Origin of the sequence: Proteocatella sphenisci DSM 23131, assembly GCF_000423525.1 — a bacterium.
GTDB lineage: Bacteria > Bacillota > Clostridia > Peptostreptococcales > Filifactoraceae > Proteocatella > Proteocatella sphenisci.
In genome coordinates this window covers 1-17,972 of sequence record NZ_AUID01000031.1, presented here as the reverse complement: position 1 = coordinate 17,972, position 17,972 = coordinate 1, and the positions used below count along the sequence as shown (strand labels likewise).

Below are 17,972 nucleotides of genomic sequence, written 5' to 3'. Positions count from 1 at the left end.
TTCTGGTTGTTGGTGGTATAGGTGAAATTATTGGTTTTTTTGCTTTTGAATTTTGGAAATCCAGTGGACTTGTCTCTGAAGAAGTTTTTGTATGCTGTATTGAGGTTCATCTGAGCATTGGCGAGAGCCAGGCTGTCAACCTCCTTTAGCCAGGTGAATTCCAATTTGTACTGGGCCGGAGTGTTATTCAGACTTTTTCCTGTAAGATTGTAGTGATCTATCCTGTCTGAAAGCATCCGGTTGTAGACAAAGCGCACACATCCAAAGCATTTTGCAAAGAACTGCATCTGCTCTGCATCTGGATATATTCTGTACTTGTATGCTTTCAGCATAATGTTTACCTCACTTTTTCATCCTGCGTTTGGATGAGCTTTGAGCTTTTCATCAAACACTTTTTCCTGGTATTTAGTAACCATAACCAGATGATAGTATAAAGAAAATACTGAATGTGCATTATTATCTAATATATGTATATTATAAGTATCCTTTACCTATTACGACTGATTATATTATACCCCTGCAGAAGTGCTCTAAACACTAATCAACCGATTCATCCTACCGCCTTCACTCTCGTTAAAACGAGCAAGGTAGTTTAGAGGCGGGGGAGTTCTCAGTATACGTATTAAATATGTTGCTAATTCTTTTGCCTGCATAGTTACCGCCTTTCTGCTCTAACATCTAATCCGCTTTCTCAACCTCGAAAAAAACTGAATTTATAATCTTTGGTTATGCTAATACGCTAAATATTGCATATCAATTTATTTGAAGATTTCGTAAAATTTCATGATAACGTAGTGTTGCCAGTTTACTTGGTTTACCCTTTTTACAGAAAGAAAGCCTGACCAGCTTAGGAACTACGCGCTCAACTACAATCTGCTCATCCACTATTTTTGACTTCAATTTTTCCAAGGCTTCGAGAAACCGTTCATCACCCTTTGCTCGATTGTAAAAGGATAAAATATATACATAGACAAAAAGATTGTAGTTCCGGGAGGGATATTCGACCTGCATAAATAGCGTACCTATACCATAATGGCACGGGCCAATAGGTGTTCGGATTCATTATAAAAATCATTACTAAAGCGAAACGCATCCAGGGCGTTCAGGGTCGGGAACGGGTTAGAATATTCCGTCTCCGGGCCATGTCCAAAGCTAAATTTATTACAGCGCCATCCGCCATCATTGTGTTGCGTGTTCAGCAAGTGTTGGAATGTTTTTTGCAACCTTATATCGTCGCAATAACCCATTTTACAAAGCGTATTAGCGGCATTGATAGTTTGGCATGTATATAACTTTCTTTTCACCAGAAAGCGACATCAAAAAATTTTGCTGTTCGTTCTCCTTCAGTAATTTTGCCTGAGCTAAAATCCATTCTTCCTTTTCTGCCTCAGTCATTTTCCCTAACTTTTCTTTTACCTGTTTTATAAACATTATTGTTTCCCCTAAATTTGTTTTATCTATCATGAAAAATCCGAATTTTATTAATTTCTTTATCGGATACAGATAGAATATTTTCCATCTCTTGTTGATCCTCCTCAATCCAAGGAATCGAATAATATTCATCCACTATAAAATTTTCCATTCCCCAGCCAAATCCTGAAAATTCATGTACAATTTGTTCTAATCTATTCTTCCATAATTTATATAAATTCTCATCACCACTTGCTGCAACTACTGCATCATGATATGCATCGCCAAGAGCATCATAAAAAGCCTCATTTATATCACCATAAGACATTGTAAATTCTGTAGCACACTCTGCAAAATATAATGCCAGATCGCCATACCATCTTTCGTTATTATTCACGCATACCTTCGCAAAATCTGAAAGAACCATCTGTGCATTTTCCAAAGAAAATCCCGTTCGCACGATATTTGTAGGGTTAAAGATTTTATATATTCTCTTCTTGTATTTTTCTAATAAAGCACTACCATAGTCTTCTCCAAGGAGCAGTAAGCAAATTCCTTCTTCCACTGATTTATTGGATTTATAAAGATCTACAATAATCTTTTTCATTTCTTCTTGATTCATCCTATCAAGTTTTTTTATCAAAGCTATTTCAGTCAATTTCTTTGCCATATGAATACCTCCGTGTCCGTAAATTAAAATTATTTATTTAGATTCATACAATATACCATGTGGTCAATATTGATATTTTTCCATGTAATGTGATTGTCTTAATTACTAACCATTGTCAAATATTATTGAATTTTCAAGGTTTATAGGCACTCTTGAAATTCGAAGCATGAGTGAATAACTAAAAATATCAGTAGATTTTTCTTCTCTTAAACTTATATTCGTTTTTTAGTCTCTCAAACATTTCAAATACAACAGGACAAATACTTGTTGACTGAACGATGCTCGATAAACTAAATAACCTTTCAGGCTTATCGGTATATGGATAGTCTCTACAGCTGTCTGGTTTACATGGTTCAATTGCACATCCACCATCTTCTTTTAGAAAGCAGCATGGCTTTACATTTAATTGGTAATCACCATACTCTTCATTCACATATGTTTTAATAAACTCATTTTTAGTCACCTTAAGAAAATCAGAAATTCGAACTAATTCATCTTCCTCGAAACTCGCTGAATATTCTTTGCAGCAATTTCTGCATTGACTGCAATTATAACTTACAAACAGTTCTTTGTGTAATTTTAAAAACTGCTCATCCAACTCATTTTCGTCTGAATGATTTTTTAAATATGTCTTGAAGGCATAATTCTCAGCTTCAATTCTCTTAAAAGCATCCTTTATTCTTGATGGTTCTATCATTACACTTCCTCCAATATTTAAAATGGAACCTTATCATTGTAATCAAATGAAATATCTTGACTGATCAGTTCATCACCCACGTCGTTTTCATCAATAAATGTACCATATGGCACACCATTTTCAGTAAATCCAGCTATAAAATCCATTCCGTATATCCCTTTTAAACATTCTTCATATTGTTCTTCTGTCCAAATTTCAGCACTATTGTTTTTACTGTTCTTTGATCTTTTATTTTTACACATTCAGCACTAAGTCCTTTACTTTTTTTTAGCTAAACCCTTACCCCTCTATGACCTTGATTCTGAAATCACACCAAGTAGCTCATTTGCTAAGTCCTCATCCTCAATTCGGATTAATGAGTTATCATTATAGCTACCGCCTAGAATATCGATGCCACCATACCAAACAGTCTTATTGTCAACAATCATAAATTTATAGCGATTCTTAGGTAGCTGAATAACTTGAATGCCCTCTTTTTTAATTTCATTAATAAAGCCTGCAATATAAATCCTGTGCTTTTCCGCATACTCGTCAAGATTCTTAATACATAAGGCAATTCGCGTGCCCATTTTATACTTTTCAATCAGGACATCCCTAATAGCATCATTCTTTTTCTTTTGAATAAACGGACTTGATATAAGTATGTTATTGTCTGCATTTCTGATGTCCTTGATCACGTGTTCAAAATAGTTTGCTTCATCATAAATTCCATTTTCAATATTGAATGATTTCCCATTAGACCTTACACTATAACCCACTGAGCGATATGCCGTAAGTCTTTTATGATACATCCTTTCAATCACTGGTATATGCACATCCACATAATCGTAAATTAGAACTTCTTCTTTACCTTCAAAATTTCTGTGCAGTCTTCCTGCATACTGAGCTATTGTGCCTTTCCAAGCAATAGGCATTGCCATAAATAAGGTATCCAGTCGTGCTTCATCAAAACCTTCACCAATCAATTTACCTGTTGCTATTATTACAAATCGATCTGTATCTTCTAGTGCTCTGATCTTCCTGAGAGATTCTTTTCTTTCACTTGTTTTTAAATTTCCCGATAAGACAATGACTTCAAAATCTTTATTGGACATTAAATTCACCAACCGCTCTATATGGCTTGTTCTTTCAGTCAAAACCAATGGATTTCTACCAGAATCTATTGCATGAACAACATCTGATACAATAAGTTAGTTTCGATAATTGCTTTCGCAAATATGTTGATAGACTTCTGTAATGTGCCATTCTTGCTGATTTTTATATAATGGCATTCTAGTGCTTGTGAACCGTGGAACTATAAAATGTTCAAAATCCCGTTTTTTAGCCTCCTGCTTTGCATCAACCTTGTATCTAATTGGACCTAAATGCATGAATATAATTGGATGATGACCATCTTTTCGTATAGGTGTTGCAGTGAGTCCATACACATACTTGGCATCTGTAGCACTTAAAATCCGGCTAAAATTAGTAGCAGAAATATGGTGGCACTCATCTACCAGAACAAGCCCATACTGATGGATCATCTGCTTTATGCTTTTATCAGTCTCAAACATAGATTGCATAATAGCTATATCAATAATTCCATTAATAGTACTTTTGCCACCACCGAGTTGTCCTATTATAGAACTGTTCTTTCTTCGCTTTTCAATGACTTCATCAATCTCTAAAAATTGCTCTAAACGCTCTTTCCACTGGACCGCTAGCTCTTTGGTGTGGACTAAAATCAGCGTAGAGCACTTTTTTTCAGTAATTAATTTTGCTCCGATTACCGTCTTTCCAAACCCTGTTGTAGCAGATAATACACCATCTGTATTCTCACTTAGTTTTTCTAAAGCTTCACTCTGATGATCTGTAAGTTCACCTTTAAAGTCAGCTTTTATAGATTTACCTGCATTTCTTTCCTCTATCATCTTGTATTTGACATCAGCAGAATTAAGTTTATCCACTAAATCGATTTCTAAGCCTCTCGGTAAAATTATGTTATCAGAGTCTTCATCGTAAAGAACGGTAACTCGAGACGTTCCAAATGTTGACTGACGCATTGCTTGTTTCGCGTAAAATTCTGGATTAGCATAAGTTGCTAGCCTTCTAATTGAAAATAGCGCTTTTGGTGACAATCCCGATTTAGATACTAAAAGGCCATTCCCCCTTTTAAGTAATCCCGTTTCAGAAAAGTCGCTTTTCTCAATTGGGTTTGATTTTGATTCTCTATCAATTCTTTCATTCTCATCATTTGTTTGTATAGGTGTTACAAGCTTACAGAATCTTATTACAAATTCTTCAGAAATTCTTTTTACTTGTGATAAATAAAGCCATTGATCCTCTATCTCATTCAAATTTATATCAATAAACACTGAATTTCTATATTCTCTAGCTTCTTTTTGCAAAGGAAGTGCAATAAGATTTCCAAAGCCATCTTTCTGTAGAAAGTCCTGACTAGGAAACAGTCTGTCATAGGAGTCAAATTTAATATTCCCACATTCCTGCATAGCAAGATTTAGAATAATCGTTCCAAATTTTCTTGCAAGTGAAGCTTTCGTTTCTCTCTCGAAGAAAAACCATAAGTGACAGCCTTTACCCGAACGAGATCGCTCAGCGTATACAGGAATGCTATTGTCCTTACAGACTTTTATAACAACCTTAATGTCATCTCCCCATGTTGATTCATCAAAATCCATTGCAAGAAGAAAACAGGTATCATTTGTCGTCATTGGATAAAGCCCTAACACATACTTGCCTAATAGATGATTCTTTATCTGCTCCTCATCTAATGATGCAAAAAGACTGTTTTTACATTCAGTGCATTTTATCTTGGGCTTATTACAAATCCCCGGCTTAAAATCATTGTAACAATAAGGCGAGTAACCTGGCTTGTTTTTCCACCTCTTTGCACAGACATCAACTCTTCCTTTAAATAGGGCCAGAAATAAATCAATTTTATCTTTGCTAGGGCTGTTTTTCGTAATAAGGCTTTCAGACAGTTCAAAACCGCCTTCTTCTGATAGTGGATTTGTATGAGAACAATATGATTCCGGTGTTTCAGCAACAAGTTTGGTTTTCATCTCCTGAAGTTCTTTTTTTAGACGTTTATTTTCTTCTTCTAAAAGTTTATATTTTTTATAGAGCTCTTCATAATTCATTGCTCAGCCACACTCGCTTTCAAACTTAATCATATTAAACCGACCTCTTACTTAAATATTTTAGTCCTGTGAATCATCATGAATAATTAAGGTTTAATCAGGTTCAAAGATTTTTCAAACCTAAATCTCGTATTTCCTTTGCTCTTTTAATCCCCCTATATTCCTCTAAAGTTGCTTGACGAATAATAGTCCAACCACCAAAAACCCCATATACAGCAACATATCCATTTGGTTTTTCAGATTTTCTACCATTACAACATTTTCTATCACAAAATAATCCTTCATTGTTTATTAATTGATTATAAGTATATTCATCTATCCTCTTTTTTACAATTTGCTCAAATCCACAACTTTTACATTTTAAAATGAACATATGCTTCCACCCTTTTCCATATTCAGCCCGCTCATTTTCACCCTGTGCTTCATATATTTGTTTCCTGATATTCAAAATCACTTAACGCTTGATCTATTCGATTAATATCTGCCAAACGCCTTCTCTTCGCACTGCTATACAATTTTTTGTACTTGTCTTTATCTTCCTTTTTATTGAGGTTTTTTTTGTATTGCATCTATACACTTCATCTGAATATTCAACAATATTTCCTTTTGTCTTTTAAGCTTTTTCTCATACAGATATTTTTCGTGTGTAAAAACAGTTTTAGAAAACATATTATTAAAATGTGACTCTGCCTCCAAAATCTGCACATTTAATATTTCAAACATATGATGAAATAAATCATTAGGGATTTCTTTCCCAATAAGCATACTCGGATTGAGCTTCTTACATATAGATTGATTGAATACTTCAACCAACTTTTTTGCAAGTTCCAGACTATCCCATCTGTCAGCCAATTTAACATATGCCGTTACCCAGTCTGTTCCAATATCGTTGATACTCACAGATAGCATGCCTTCTTCAGCAGCATTTACTAATGTGAATTCTGAATCATCTTCAAAATCTTCTGATTCTGGAGATTCAATCACTTTGAATTCCAGCTTACAAACCCTGTCCAAAATATCAACAATGGTTTTATACTCGTTTAAGAGCAGCAAATCATGGCATCCCCTGAAAACTCTGTTTAGTAAACCCATCACCTGAAACGGATCATTATGCCATACTTTCCAATCATCCATATATCTGCCGTCATCATCAAACTCGTAATAATGCGTCTCATATTCAAGATAAATGTCACCATGTTCTACCTTCTCACATAATTCTTCGATTTCTCCCTGACTTGGCATGTATATAACTTTCTTTTCACCAGAAAGCGACATCAAAAAATTTTGATGTTCGTTCTCCTTCAGTAATTTTGCCTGAGCTAAAATCCATGCTTCCTTTTCTGTCTCAGACATTTTCCCTAACTTTTCTTTTACCTGTTTTATAAACATTATTGTTTCCCCTAAATTTGTTTTATCTATCATGAAAAATCTAAATTTTATTAATTTCTTTATCGGATACAGATAGAATATTTTCCATTCCCCAGCCAAATCCTGAAAATTCATGTACAATTTGTTCTAATCTATTCTTCCATAATTTATATAAATTCTCATCACCACTTGCTGCAACTACTGCATCATGATATGCATCGCCAAGAGCATCATAAAAAGCCTCATTCATGTCACCATAAGACATTATAAATTCTGTAGCACACTCTGCAAAATATAATGCCAGATCGCCATACCATCTTTCGTTATTATTAACGCATACTTTCGCAAAATCTAAAAGAACCATCTGTGCACTTTCCAAAGAAAATCCCGTTCGCACGATATTTGTAGGGTTAAAGATTTTATGTATTCTCTTCTTGTATTTTTCTAATAAAGCACTACCATAATCTTCTCCAAGAAGTTGTAAGCAAATTCCTTCTTCCACTGATTTATTGATAGCTCTCAAAAGTAAGTTTTCAACCCCTGTTGTTGTTGGGAACATATCTATGTCTACGTTTAAATCTCTTTTCTATAACCATTCATACTTAATTCCAAGGTCCTAATACCTGACTCTAAAGCTGGTCGCATTTCCTTTGAAAAAGTATACCAGTAATTCATATTTGTTTTATTGTATTAAAAGTAATCATGCATCAGATCTGCAGTTGATAAGCCTTTTCTTGTTACCGGCGAGGTATACAGTAACCGTGAATATTACAAGCTAATCGATACTAAGTCTACATATATTCTAAATATAAATCAAGTGTAGTGTTTAGTTCTTCTACAACTATGTTTATAAAATCCTCGCTATCGTTAGTTGTATGAGCTTTATCTAAAGCATTATAATATTTTAGTCTACTCTCTTTTCTTATTATAACAGGTGGGTATCCTGATTTCATTAATTCTAAATTTAAAAGTAATCTTGAGGTTCTTCCATTTCCATCTATAAAGGGATGTATACCTACAAATATAATATGAACCATTGAAGCTCTTTCTACTGGATGTATTTTTTGCCCTTCATTCTTATACCAATTAATAAAGCTCTCCATTTCGTCTTTTATTAAAAACGGTTCTGGTGGTTTATGTTCTGCTCCAGAGATTATAACTTTCTGATCTCTATAATTACCAGCATATTTATCATCTATTCCTTTTAAGATTAGACTATGAATATTTTTTATCTGCCACTCTGTGAGTTCCTCTTTATTTTTAACTATTTCTTCTACATAAAAAATAGCCTCTCTATGGTTCAACGTTTCTAAATGCTCCTTAAGTGTTTTACCGCCCACAGTAATACCTTCAAGAACCACTTTAGTTTCCATAAGTGTAAGTGTATTTCCTTCTATTGCATTTGAATTATAGGTCCATTCAAGCAATATTTTCTCTCTTATACTTTTAAGTGTATGTTGAGGGAAAGGTCTCTTATTATCTAATAATAATTTTTTCTTATCAATTTCTTCAAACATACTTTTTGCTCCTTTCTATTACATTTAATCAAGCGGTTTATGACATACCTTTATTTTATTCTAAATCATGAATATTCATTTTTTCTATCTCTTTATTTCTTTTTATTGTTTCTCTAGATGCAATGTATATGGCAATCAATATAATTGTAGGAATGTTTGATAATAATAATGTTGAAGCTATAAGTCCAAAAGTTTCTGAACCAGACATTGAGTCAAATACTGCAATATTTACAACCATTATTAAAGAATAAATAAAGGATATACCAGGTAGTATTAAACCTAGAGCTTTACTTTTTTATATTCACTAATCAGAATTTTTGCTGTATCAAAATCCAATTTATCATTTATGGCCATTCTTTTAATTAATGATATATATGGTTCGTTGGATACATCCTCATTTATTTGAATCTTTTGTATTAACTTATCCAGCTTAAGTCTAACTGTAGGGTAAGTTACTTTATATTCTTTTGCTACTTCTTTTAATGAACCAGAAGCTAATATAAATCTTTTAATAAATGATATATCCTCATCATCAAGATTTATCATCCATTCAGGAACTACTTCTATTGTCATGTCTCAAACCTCCTTTAATTATATTTAATATATACTTTAATTTTATTAAAGTCAATAGTGCGATTATATTTAACTATATTAATATTAATTTTAATAATAGTTACGGGATAAACTGTAAACATGGAGCTCACGCTCTTCTAATTATTATATTTCTTTTTTTGAGGGTCAAAAAAAAGCCCAGAGGATTGAATCCTTGGGCAAAAGCAGAACTTTATTATTGTTTTAGCAAGGTTTATTATGTTAAGCAAAACTTTATTTTATTTCTACACAACCCTTGACATCAATACTACCGTCTCAACGGTTATACAATTTGGAAACATATCCCCACAAACCATCATCATGAAATCTTATTAAAGCAGGACCATCGTTTTAAAACTTTTCTACAAATAAGCATAATAGAAAGTCTACCTACAAATTAAAATCAACAATGCATTGCACGAATTCACGCACAATTTGAAATTTTGGTTCGGCCGCCAAATCATAGTTTTCTAAAACATAGTACACCCAACCCTTTTTAGATTTGTTTACTGTTTTATCAAAGCTCTCTATCTCACCGACTGGTACGACGAACAAAACGACACCGCGGCATACTTGTTCCACAATTTCGTATGCGACTGGAGCGGTGTCATCAAAACCCTGCTTACCGATAGATTTTATATTTACCCACGAATTGGTCTTTGCGTTCATATTATCATATATCACTTTCATTTGCGTGGCCAATTGAGTGCCCCAGTCGACACCAAAGGCGGCAGTAATCTCTTTGAATTTAGAACTGTCATTAAGTAAATCAAAATCGGTAACTGCGACAACAGTGACATTTAGTGCTCGCAAGGCGGAAACAACAGTCTTTATTCTATCTTTTCCACCACAATGAGTGAACATAATATCAGGAGCAATCTCATCTCTACTCTCATAGATAGCATCAATTACCGACTTATATAATAAGCAATCATAATCACTCTCGCATACCACAACTTTTTCATAAAATAATCCACTCAGAATGTTTGAGTATCGTAGGAGTGGATTACTCCATAGATTCTTAATCTCTGTGTTTTGAAGAATGCTCATTTGGTTGATGTTTTCTGCACGATTGATACGAATAACGGTTATATTTTCCTTACCAGCGTCAATTAGACCTTGCAGAAAATGCTCACTATGAGTAGAAATAAATAGCTGACGCTTGCTTGGGTTGTTGTTCGCCAACATTTTACCAAGTAACCGTGCTTGTGGTGGATGTAAAAATGCCTCTGGCTCATCGATAAGCGTAATGGAATGCTCTGAGGTTAATGTATCAAGCAGTATACTGGCAAAACTCCGCATACCATCGCCTTGTTCGTCAAGACGTGATAACTTCGCCACCTCGGCATAGTATATATCTTGAGTGGCGATAGTGTATGCTTTTGTATCAGGAGCTTCACCAACATGCAATGGTATATCTATCGTTTCATTTCGATTTACAACAAGGTCCACGTTAAATGCTTGCCGGAAATATGTTGATAAAATTTGTGAAAGCTCCTCGCTCTTAGTAAGCTTAAATATGGGATGGGCTTCAGGTTGGTTCATACGTTGAAGGGCTTTGGAAGTTGTCAAGCGTTGTTCGGTGTCAATGAATTTAACAAACAATTTATGCAAATCGTTATATAACGATTCATTTCTCCAGTTACTTACAGTACCTTCTTTTTGATAAGAATAATTTGCACTCTCATATATCTTCAGACCTCCATTATTTTGTTATCTATAAAATCGAGTTTCAAAAAACTCATCATTAATATCACCAGCAAAGTCTATGCCGATATTGGTCATCACTTTTGGTGCTAGATTATATTGCTTGTTAAACCAGTACCTTTCAATATCTTTGAGTACTTGACTTTTACCGCAGTTGTTTGCGCCTGTAAATACAACAATACTGTTGCTCTCAAGCGACAGCGTTGTCCCATCGTTAAATGTAATGGAGTTTATATGTATTTCGGGCTTCTGATATGGTATTTGTTCTACTTCTATCATTTGTTTACGACCTTCTTAAAAATTAATATTTTAATTGGATTTCATCGGTATTATATGTTGTATATAAATATAATCCAACTTCCCATTTTTGCTATAATGCACACTTATTTTTTATCCCCTTCACCTAATAACTTCACTTCCATATCTTCCAGAGCCTTAATATAATCTTTTTCCGCCTTAGAAACATCATCTAAATGTAATTCCTTATATTTCTTATACTCTTTCTTTGCTTTAAGTTCAGCTGTCTTAGCACTTATCTTACCAGCATGGCTAAGTATTTCATGCTTGGACAATTTCAAAAATCCATCTAATGTTTCAATCCAATCCGACATATACATAGGTATTCTTCTACGAGTTTGCATTTCTGCAAATTCAAGATAAGCAGATACAACGCTATTTAATACAGATAATTCATCTTCTGTACAATAGTTTTTCGCTATTAATGAATCTGCTTGTTTGGGTTGTTCTCCTTTGAAACTTAAAATGCCCATATAAGGTTTATCTGCATTGGCTGAGTAATAAATCTTTTCTGCAGCAGTTTGTCCATGTGCAGCCCAGTGCATTTTATTTTGCACAGTTTTGAAAAACAATATTGAAGATTCCATTCTTGGATCATAATCAACGCTTGTCGCATAGATATCAAGCACTTTTCTCCAGAATACTTTTTCAGATGAACGAATATCACGAATACGTTCCAACAGTTCATCAAAATAAATTCCTCCGCCATTGTTTTTAAGAAGATCATCATTCATGGCAAATCCTTTTTTCATATATTCCTTTAAAACATTACTAGCCCATATTCTAAACTGTGTACCTCGCAAGGATTTTACGCGATAGCCCACAGAAATAGTGACATCCAAGTTATAATAGTCTACTTGATATATTTTACCATCAGCAGCAGTTGTTGCAAAATTTGCAACAACTGAATTTCTTGTTAATTCACCTTCGTTAAATATATTTTTTATATGCCTAGAGATGGTAGATTTATCACGCTGAAATAATTCTGCCATTTGATCAATAGAAAGCCAAACCGTATCACTTTCAAAAGTTGTTTCTATTTTAGTCAAACCATCTTCTGTTTGATACATTATAATTTCAGAGTTCATATTCATGCTCCTTATACGTTTTTCTTTTATTATACATGTTTCATCAAAATATTTCTATTATTATACCAATAAGAGTCTATTAAAGCCTCTATTTATGCAAATTAATCTAAATAGTTATATTAATTCGGCTTTCTGAGCTATTTTATCCACTGGAATCTTTCCATCCCCCTCACCAAACTCAATGTTTACGTTGATATGCGTGTCTGCATTTTTGTGGGAGAAAGATACAACCGTCTCAATATGCCTTGAGTTGGATAGATAGCTATCATTCCCACTGTTTCAACCACTATGGTTATGGGGAATATATCCACACTCGTAGATGGGAACATATCCACTATTGAATCTCGTTTGTGGGAACATATCAACATCACTTATTTTCTACAAATTGAATCTTCAATCCATTAGGATCCATTATATAAAAAAACCTTGTATATGGGTTTGGGTGAAAAGGACCACTCTCAACAGCAATGCCTTTTTCTCTTACAAAACTCATCATCTCATCTACTGAATTCACTTCAAATCCCCATGAAATATCAGTCCCTATATTTATATCGCTACAATTTTTATCACATATAAGTTCCACCTTTGTTTCCCCATCACCTAAAAAGGCAATTTCTATACCTTCCTCAGCTTTAAATCTTTTATCTACCTTAAGGCCAACTACTTCTTCATAAAACCTTAATGATTCATCCATAATTTTAACGTTTAGTGTACTCCAACAAAACTTCATGATAAACCTCCATTTAATCTTTGATATTTATTCAGCTCACCACAACATTATTGCATACTTGCTTTTAATATTTCTATAATTTCCTCATAAGAAAGTACCTTGTATCCGCCTTCTAATACAAAGGATCCAGAAGTAATGCCAGCCAGCATATCCTCGGTAACGCCCAGTTCTTTTATGCTCATCACAAGACCCAGCCCCTTCATGTAGCTTTCCATTCGATCAAGTCCTTCTTTTGCAACTTCTTCGTCCGACTTTCCCACCGGATTAACATCCCATACATTTACAGCATAACGCTTAAATTTTGCAGTTCCATATTGGCAAATATATCTGTAATAAGCCATCGAAATGGCCGAAAGTGTCATGCCATGTGTAGCGTCAGTATAAGCACCCACAGATTGGCCAATCATATGGACCATCCAGTCTGTGGTTTTTCCTTTTGAGACCAAGGTATTAAGTGCCCATGTAGCTGTCCACATAATATTGCTTCTTGCTTCGTAATCCCCAGGATTATTAACTGCAATCTCTGAACTATGAATCAGTGACTTGAGAAGTCCCTCCATAATGTAATCGGAAGTATTGTCATCTTCACCAGAGAAATACTGCTCCAGAATATGAGACATAATATCAAAAAAACCTGCTATCATCTGATATCTTGGTATGGTAAAAGTGAACACTGGATTCAAAATCGAAAACTTTGGAAATACATTGTCGCCAAAAACATGACCAATTTTTAGCTTGCTTTCGTGGTTTGTGATAACCGAACCACCATTCATCTCTGAGCCTGTGCCCACCATTGTTAGAATACAACCCACAGGAATAATCTTGTTCTCTACATCTTCCATTCTTAGATAATATTTATCCCAAGGATCTTCCTCACAGTATGTGGAAACTGAAACAGCTTTCGCATAGTCACAAACTGAGCCACCTCCAATTGCCAAAATCAGATCGACATTCACTGCTTTGGCAATTCTGCAACCTTCATACAACTTCTCAACAGTGGGGTTTGGCATAACACCTGGGTCTTCAAATATCTCTTTTCCATTGGATTTTAAGATTTCCATAACCTTATCATAGACACCATTCTTTTTAATTGAGCCACCACCGTAGACAAGTAACACGTTTTTGCCATATTTAGGCAGTTCTTCATTTAGATATTCCAGTGAGTCCTCACCGAAATAAAGCTTTGTAGGGTTTGAATAAGAAAAATTTCCTAACATGATTATCCTCCTTGATACTTGCACCAAGCTCATAAGCCTGATGTAAAAATCTTTCATCAATAATTTTATTTTTTAAATCACTCTTGCATCCACCAGCTAAACACATCCCAATATTTTTCCAGGCAATTGCTTTTGTAACAAAACTATAGTAAGAAATCGGCTGCTCAAATGTCCAAAAGTTATCATCTCCTGCTATCATAAGCAATATACTATCTTTATGTGGATAGGCATCCTTTACCTCAATTGCGTATAGACGCTCAATAAAAGCTTTTATTTTTGCGGTTATAGTCCAAAAATATATAGGAGAGGCTAACACTACTGTATCGTACTCAGCAAATAATGTATTGATATCCTGCATACCGTCCTTAATGACACAAACATGATTTTTCCCTTTACATCCTTCATAGCCTTGACACCCACTTAGATTCTTGTCACCAAGAAAGACCTTATTTACCTGATGCCCAGCTTTTGTGGCACCTTTACAAAAGGCATCTGCTAATTGAGAAGTATTTCCTTTATTCGTGCCACTTCCGACTATTACTAAAATATTTCTCATATATAATTTCTCCTTTCTCCTAATTTATGTCAAAAGTCACTTCAACGCTACCATTCCCAAGAGCATCAGCCAATCCTGTTACATCCTCAATATAACCCAGCCTTGTATAGCTGTAAGAAGTTGAAAAGTTTTCATAGAATAATACCAGACAATCAGAGCCATAGAGCATTAAATCACCGGTCTCAACAGTTCCCACCTTTTCGCTACCTGTAGGTAAATCCTCTGAGAAAAAATAGAATAATTCATTCCCATTTAGTTCCCCCATATCCAGAGTTAAAGGGAACCTTTCTATCAAGGCTTGTGTTGAAACATTATCATATAAAATCGCCTTAAAATCGATGTTTCCTACTTGAATACTTAAGTTTGGCATATCATTACTTTCTGCTTGTGTATCTTCATCTTGTTTGTCTGATTCTTTAGAAATAGTTGGAGTTTCAATGACATCCTCATTAGGTTGAGATATTGGAGAGTTTGATGAAGAATTACTTGAACATCCCAATAGTGAAATCACTAATATAAAGGGAAAAAATATGCATATTATCTTTTTCATTTTATTAATTCCCTCCATTCCGAATTATAGTGTTTTCCCTAACTGGTAGGCTTCTTGGAGAGCTGAATTACCCTTGATATCTCCAACATCTGTTACACTGTTGCTTCGTACAACACCCTTTAGTCTTGCCTTTTCAAAACAGTCAATCCAGCCCTGCAAGCCCTTGATAGCACCGTCCATTGCGCTTTCTTCTTCCTCTGCAGCAGCTGCCAAGAGATAAATGTCACGAAAAGCATAGTCGGTTGGGTACAACGGATTGGCACGATCTAACATGGTTTTCATTTGTCCGCTCATTTCATAATAATAAATTGGCGTGGCAAAGGCTATGACCTCAGCTGACAGCATTTTCTGCGCGATAACTTCGGCATCATCATGAATGACACAACGCTTTGTTTTCTGACAAACAAGACAGCCTTTACAAAATCCTATGGTTCTATTACGAAGACTAACCGTCTCTACCTTGTGTCCTGCTTCTTTTGCACCCTTTACAAATTCATTTGCTAGAGTCTCAGAATTACCATCCTTACGTAAACTTGTTGAAATCACCAAAACTTCCTTACTCATTTTTTGCCTCCTTTGAGCTATCAATTTTCTTGATAAATTTAGCCGGAACACCGCCTACTATTGTATTTGCTGAAACATCCTTTGTTACCACTGCTCCGGCTGCAATAATAGCTCCCTCTCCAATGGTTACACCCGGTAGAATTGTTGCGTTAGCGCCGATCCATACATTTTTCCCAATAACAATTGGGGCAGGATGCATTGTTCCCCTATTATCAGGAGCAGTATCATGGTTAAGAGTAGCCAAAACCACATTGTGTCCAATCAGGGCTCCATCTCCGATGGTTATTCCACCTTGATCCTGAAACTTGCATCCTGAATTGATAAATACATTTTTTCCTATGATGATGTTCTTTCCACAATCTGTGTAAAAGGGCGGAAACATAGCAAAGGATTCATCAATTTTCTTACCTGTAAGTCTTTCCATCAATAACAGTATTTCCTCTGGAGTATGATAGGTGCTGTTCAGCTCCATGGTAATACGAAGGGCGTCCTGACTTACCTGATGCATAAACTGATGGGCTTCTAACCCTCCAATTACCGAAATTCCACTATTTAAATGGTCTAAAAATTCATTTATATTCATATAGCACACCTTCCTTACCATAAATCAAAATATATATATAAATTTGAAGGTCATATTGTTGCCTTCTTTATTTTCATTATAATATAACGAATTCGATATATAAAATACTTATAAAGAATACTCTCCCATAGTTTACAGGAATACTAAGTTGGGATATACTATAACTAAAGATTGGAGGATTAGAAATGGAATTTCGAGTTTTACGGTATTTTTTAGCAGTTGCAAGAGAAGAGAGTATTACAGGAGCAGCTAATGTACTGAATGTAACACAACCCACCCTTTCAAAACAGCTGATGGAATTAGAAGAAGAACTGGGAAAAAAATTATTTATACGTGGAAACAGAAGGATTACCCTTACAGAAGAAGGAGTACTGCTCAGTAAACGTGCACAAGAAATCATGGATCTTGTTGACAAAACTGAATCAGAAATTAGCAGCAATGATGAAATTATCAGCGGAAATATTTACATTGGTGGAGGTGAAACAAATTCTATGAGCCTCATTGCAAAGGTAGTAAAGAAACTCCAAGAGAAGCATCCCCATATTCAGTATCATTTGTACAGCGGTAATGCGGATGATGTAACTGAACGTTTAGATAAAGGATTATTGGACTTTGGAGTTCTTATTGGTACAACAAATATCCAAAAATATGACTATATTCATCTCCCTACAACTGATACTTGGGGTCTGCTAATGAAAAGGGATAGCCCATTGGCTAATTTAAATCGCATCCGACCAGAGAATCTATATAATATACCACTGATCTGCTCTAGACAAGCTATTTCAGGGAATGAAATATCGGGATGGTTCGGTAATAATTTTGAGAAGCTTAATATTGTAGCTACATATAATCTAATTTATAATGCCACACTAATGGTAGAGGAAGGAATCGGTTACGCCCTATGCTTGGATAAGCTAGTAAATACCACCAGTGCCAGCAATCTGTGTTTTAAGCCTCTGGACCCACAGTTGGAAGCACATTTGAATATTGTATGGAAGAAATATCAGGTATTTTCTAATGCTGCAAAACAATTTCTGAATAAACTGCAAGAGGACATAACATCATATTAGTCCACCTGCTTCACTTATTACCGACCTTTATTTCATTGCCATCTGGCAAACGCAATAGCATTAACAATATTTTCATTTTTAGATAACAAAGGGGGCTGTCGGTAAATAGACCCCCAAAGAAAAAAGCGACTAGTTCGCTTTTTTTAATGCAAAAAAAAGCAAAAAAAAATGACAAAATATATTGCCATCTTTTCCCGTTATATTTTATAATATAACT

General features: G+C 34.8%; 23 protein-coding genes. 2 read left to right on the top strand and 21 right to left on the bottom strand.

Annotated features, from left to right (window positions below; all coding sequences use genetic code 11):
* From G558_RS0110415 to G558_RS0110370, 11 genes are all read right to left on the bottom strand, one after another.
* A partial coding sequence (locus tag G558_RS0110415; RefSeq protein WP_028830114.1) for a helix-turn-helix domain-containing protein occupies window positions 1–332 on the bottom strand: 332 nt, incomplete at its 3' end.
* A 928-nt stretch (window positions 333–1,260) separates the two neighbouring features.
* Window positions 1,261–1,431, bottom strand: coding sequence for a hypothetical protein (locus tag G558_RS14045; RefSeq protein WP_156888554.1), 171 nt, complete (start codon window positions 1,429–1,431; stop codon window positions 1,261–1,263).
* 22 nt (window positions 1,432–1,453) lie between these two features.
* Window positions 1,454–2,080 carry a hypothetical protein gene (locus G558_RS0110405; RefSeq protein WP_028830113.1) on the bottom strand — a complete coding sequence of 209 codons (627 nt, stop codon included), beginning with the start codon at window positions 2,078–2,080 and terminating at the stop codon, window positions 1,454–1,456.
* Window positions 2,081–2,267: 187 nt separating this feature from the next.
* On the bottom strand, window positions 2,268–2,777 hold the full coding sequence (locus G558_RS0110400; RefSeq protein WP_028830112.1) for a YkgJ family cysteine cluster protein: 510 nt from the start codon (window positions 2,775–2,777) through the stop codon (window positions 2,268–2,270).
* A gap of 17 nt (window positions 2,778–2,794) precedes the next feature.
* Window positions 2,795–3,019: a hypothetical protein gene (locus tag G558_RS0110395; RefSeq protein WP_028830111.1), complete on the bottom strand. Its 225-nt coding sequence runs from the start codon at window positions 3,017–3,019 to the stop codon at window positions 2,795–2,797.
* A gap of 45 nt (window positions 3,020–3,064) precedes the next feature.
* Entirely contained in the window at window positions 3,065–3,940 is an 876-nt protein-coding gene (locus G558_RS13890; protein ID WP_278233975.1) for a helicase-related protein, read from the bottom strand.
* Window positions 3,941–3,967: 27 nt separating this feature from the next.
* A complete protein-coding gene (locus tag G558_RS13060; RefSeq protein WP_051188645.1) occupies window positions 3,968–5,917 on the bottom strand; it encodes a TOTE conflict system archaeo-eukaryotic primase domain-containing protein in 1,950 nt (649 codons plus the stop codon).
* A 103-nt stretch (window positions 5,918–6,020) separates the two neighbouring features.
* Window positions 6,021–6,365, bottom strand: a complete 345-nt coding sequence (locus G558_RS0110385) for a hypothetical protein (protein WP_028830110.1) — start codon at window positions 6,363–6,365, stop codon at window positions 6,021–6,023.
* 95 nt (window positions 6,366–6,460) lie between these two features.
* Complete coding sequence (locus G558_RS13055; protein ID WP_207636220.1) at window positions 6,461–7,306, bottom strand: hypothetical protein; 846 nt, start codon at window positions 7,304–7,306, stop codon at window positions 6,461–6,463.
* A 40-nt stretch (window positions 7,307–7,346) separates the two neighbouring features.
* Entirely contained in the window at window positions 7,347–7,844 is a 498-nt protein-coding gene (locus G558_RS0110375; protein WP_028830109.1) for a hypothetical protein, read from the bottom strand.
* A 232-nt stretch (window positions 7,845–8,076) separates the two neighbouring features.
* Window positions 8,077–8,802 carry a Fic family protein gene (locus G558_RS0110370; protein WP_028830108.1) on the bottom strand — a complete coding sequence of 242 codons (726 nt, stop codon included), beginning with the start codon at window positions 8,800–8,802 and terminating at the stop codon, window positions 8,077–8,079.
* A gap of 128 nt (window positions 8,803–8,930) precedes the next feature.
* On the opposite strand from G558_RS0110370, the gene G558_RS14425 reads away from it, so the two are divergent.
* A complete protein-coding gene (locus G558_RS14425; RefSeq protein WP_278233974.1) occupies window positions 8,931–9,053 on the top strand; it encodes a hypothetical protein in 123 nt (40 codons plus the stop codon).
* A gap of 28 nt (window positions 9,054–9,081) precedes the next feature.
* Here G558_RS14425 and G558_RS0110360 read toward each other — a convergent pair whose 3' ends face one another.
* The 10 genes from G558_RS0110360 to G558_RS0110315 all read right to left on the bottom strand — a co-directional run bounded on the left by G558_RS0110360 (window position 9,082) and on the right by G558_RS0110315 (window position 16,685).
* A complete protein-coding gene (locus tag G558_RS0110360; RefSeq protein WP_028830107.1) occupies window positions 9,082–9,375 on the bottom strand; it encodes a DUF2089 family protein in 294 nt (97 codons plus the stop codon).
* Between the two features lie 408 nt (window positions 9,376–9,783).
* Entirely contained in the window at window positions 9,784–11,085 is a 1,302-nt protein-coding gene (locus tag G558_RS13050) for an ATP-dependent nuclease (protein WP_330363854.1), read from the bottom strand.
* 21 nt (window positions 11,086–11,106) lie between these two features.
* On the bottom strand, window positions 11,107–11,379 hold the full coding sequence (locus G558_RS14210; protein WP_207636218.1) for a P-loop NTPase family protein: 273 nt from the start codon (window positions 11,377–11,379) through the stop codon (window positions 11,107–11,109).
* A gap of 104 nt (window positions 11,380–11,483) precedes the next feature.
* Complete coding sequence (gene rhuM / locus G558_RS0110345; RefSeq protein WP_330363853.1) at window positions 11,484–12,485, bottom strand: virulence RhuM family protein; 1,002 nt, start codon at window positions 12,483–12,485, stop codon at window positions 11,484–11,486.
* Window positions 12,486–12,852: 367 nt separating this feature from the next.
* Window positions 12,853–13,215 (bottom strand): VOC family protein, encoded by a 363-nt coding sequence (locus G558_RS0110340; protein WP_028830104.1) that lies wholly within the window; start codon window positions 13,213–13,215, stop codon window positions 12,853–12,855.
* Between the two features lie 47 nt (window positions 13,216–13,262).
* Window positions 13,263–14,432 (bottom strand): iron-containing alcohol dehydrogenase, encoded by a 1,170-nt coding sequence (locus tag G558_RS0110335; protein ID WP_028830103.1) that lies wholly within the window; start codon window positions 14,430–14,432, stop codon window positions 13,263–13,265.
* Window positions 14,383–14,988, bottom strand: a complete 606-nt coding sequence (locus G558_RS13045; protein ID WP_051188644.1) for a flavodoxin family protein — start codon at window positions 14,986–14,988, stop codon at window positions 14,383–14,385. Before G558_RS13045 ends, G558_RS0110335 begins: the two co-directional genes overlap by 50 nt.
* Before the next feature lie 19 nt (window positions 14,989–15,007).
* Window positions 15,008–15,538, bottom strand: a complete 531-nt coding sequence (locus G558_RS0110325; protein ID WP_242825233.1) for a cyclophilin-like fold protein — start codon at window positions 15,536–15,538, stop codon at window positions 15,008–15,010.
* Window positions 15,539–15,562: 24 nt separating this feature from the next.
* Complete coding sequence (locus G558_RS0110320; RefSeq protein ID WP_028830101.1) at window positions 15,563–16,102, bottom strand: flavodoxin family protein; 540 nt, start codon at window positions 16,100–16,102, stop codon at window positions 15,563–15,565.
* Window positions 16,095–16,685: an acyltransferase gene (locus tag G558_RS0110315; protein ID WP_028830100.1), complete on the bottom strand. Its 591-nt coding sequence runs from the start codon at window positions 16,683–16,685 to the stop codon at window positions 16,095–16,097. The genes G558_RS0110320 and G558_RS0110315 overlap by 8 nt, the downstream gene beginning before the upstream one ends.
* Window positions 16,686–16,870: 185 nt before the next feature.
* Between G558_RS0110315 and G558_RS0110310 the strand changes: the two genes are divergently transcribed.
* Window positions 16,871–17,755: a LysR family transcriptional regulator gene (locus G558_RS0110310; RefSeq protein WP_028830099.1), complete on the top strand. Its 885-nt coding sequence runs from the start codon at window positions 16,871–16,873 to the stop codon at window positions 17,753–17,755.
* Window positions 17,756–17,972 lie beyond the last annotated feature (217 nt).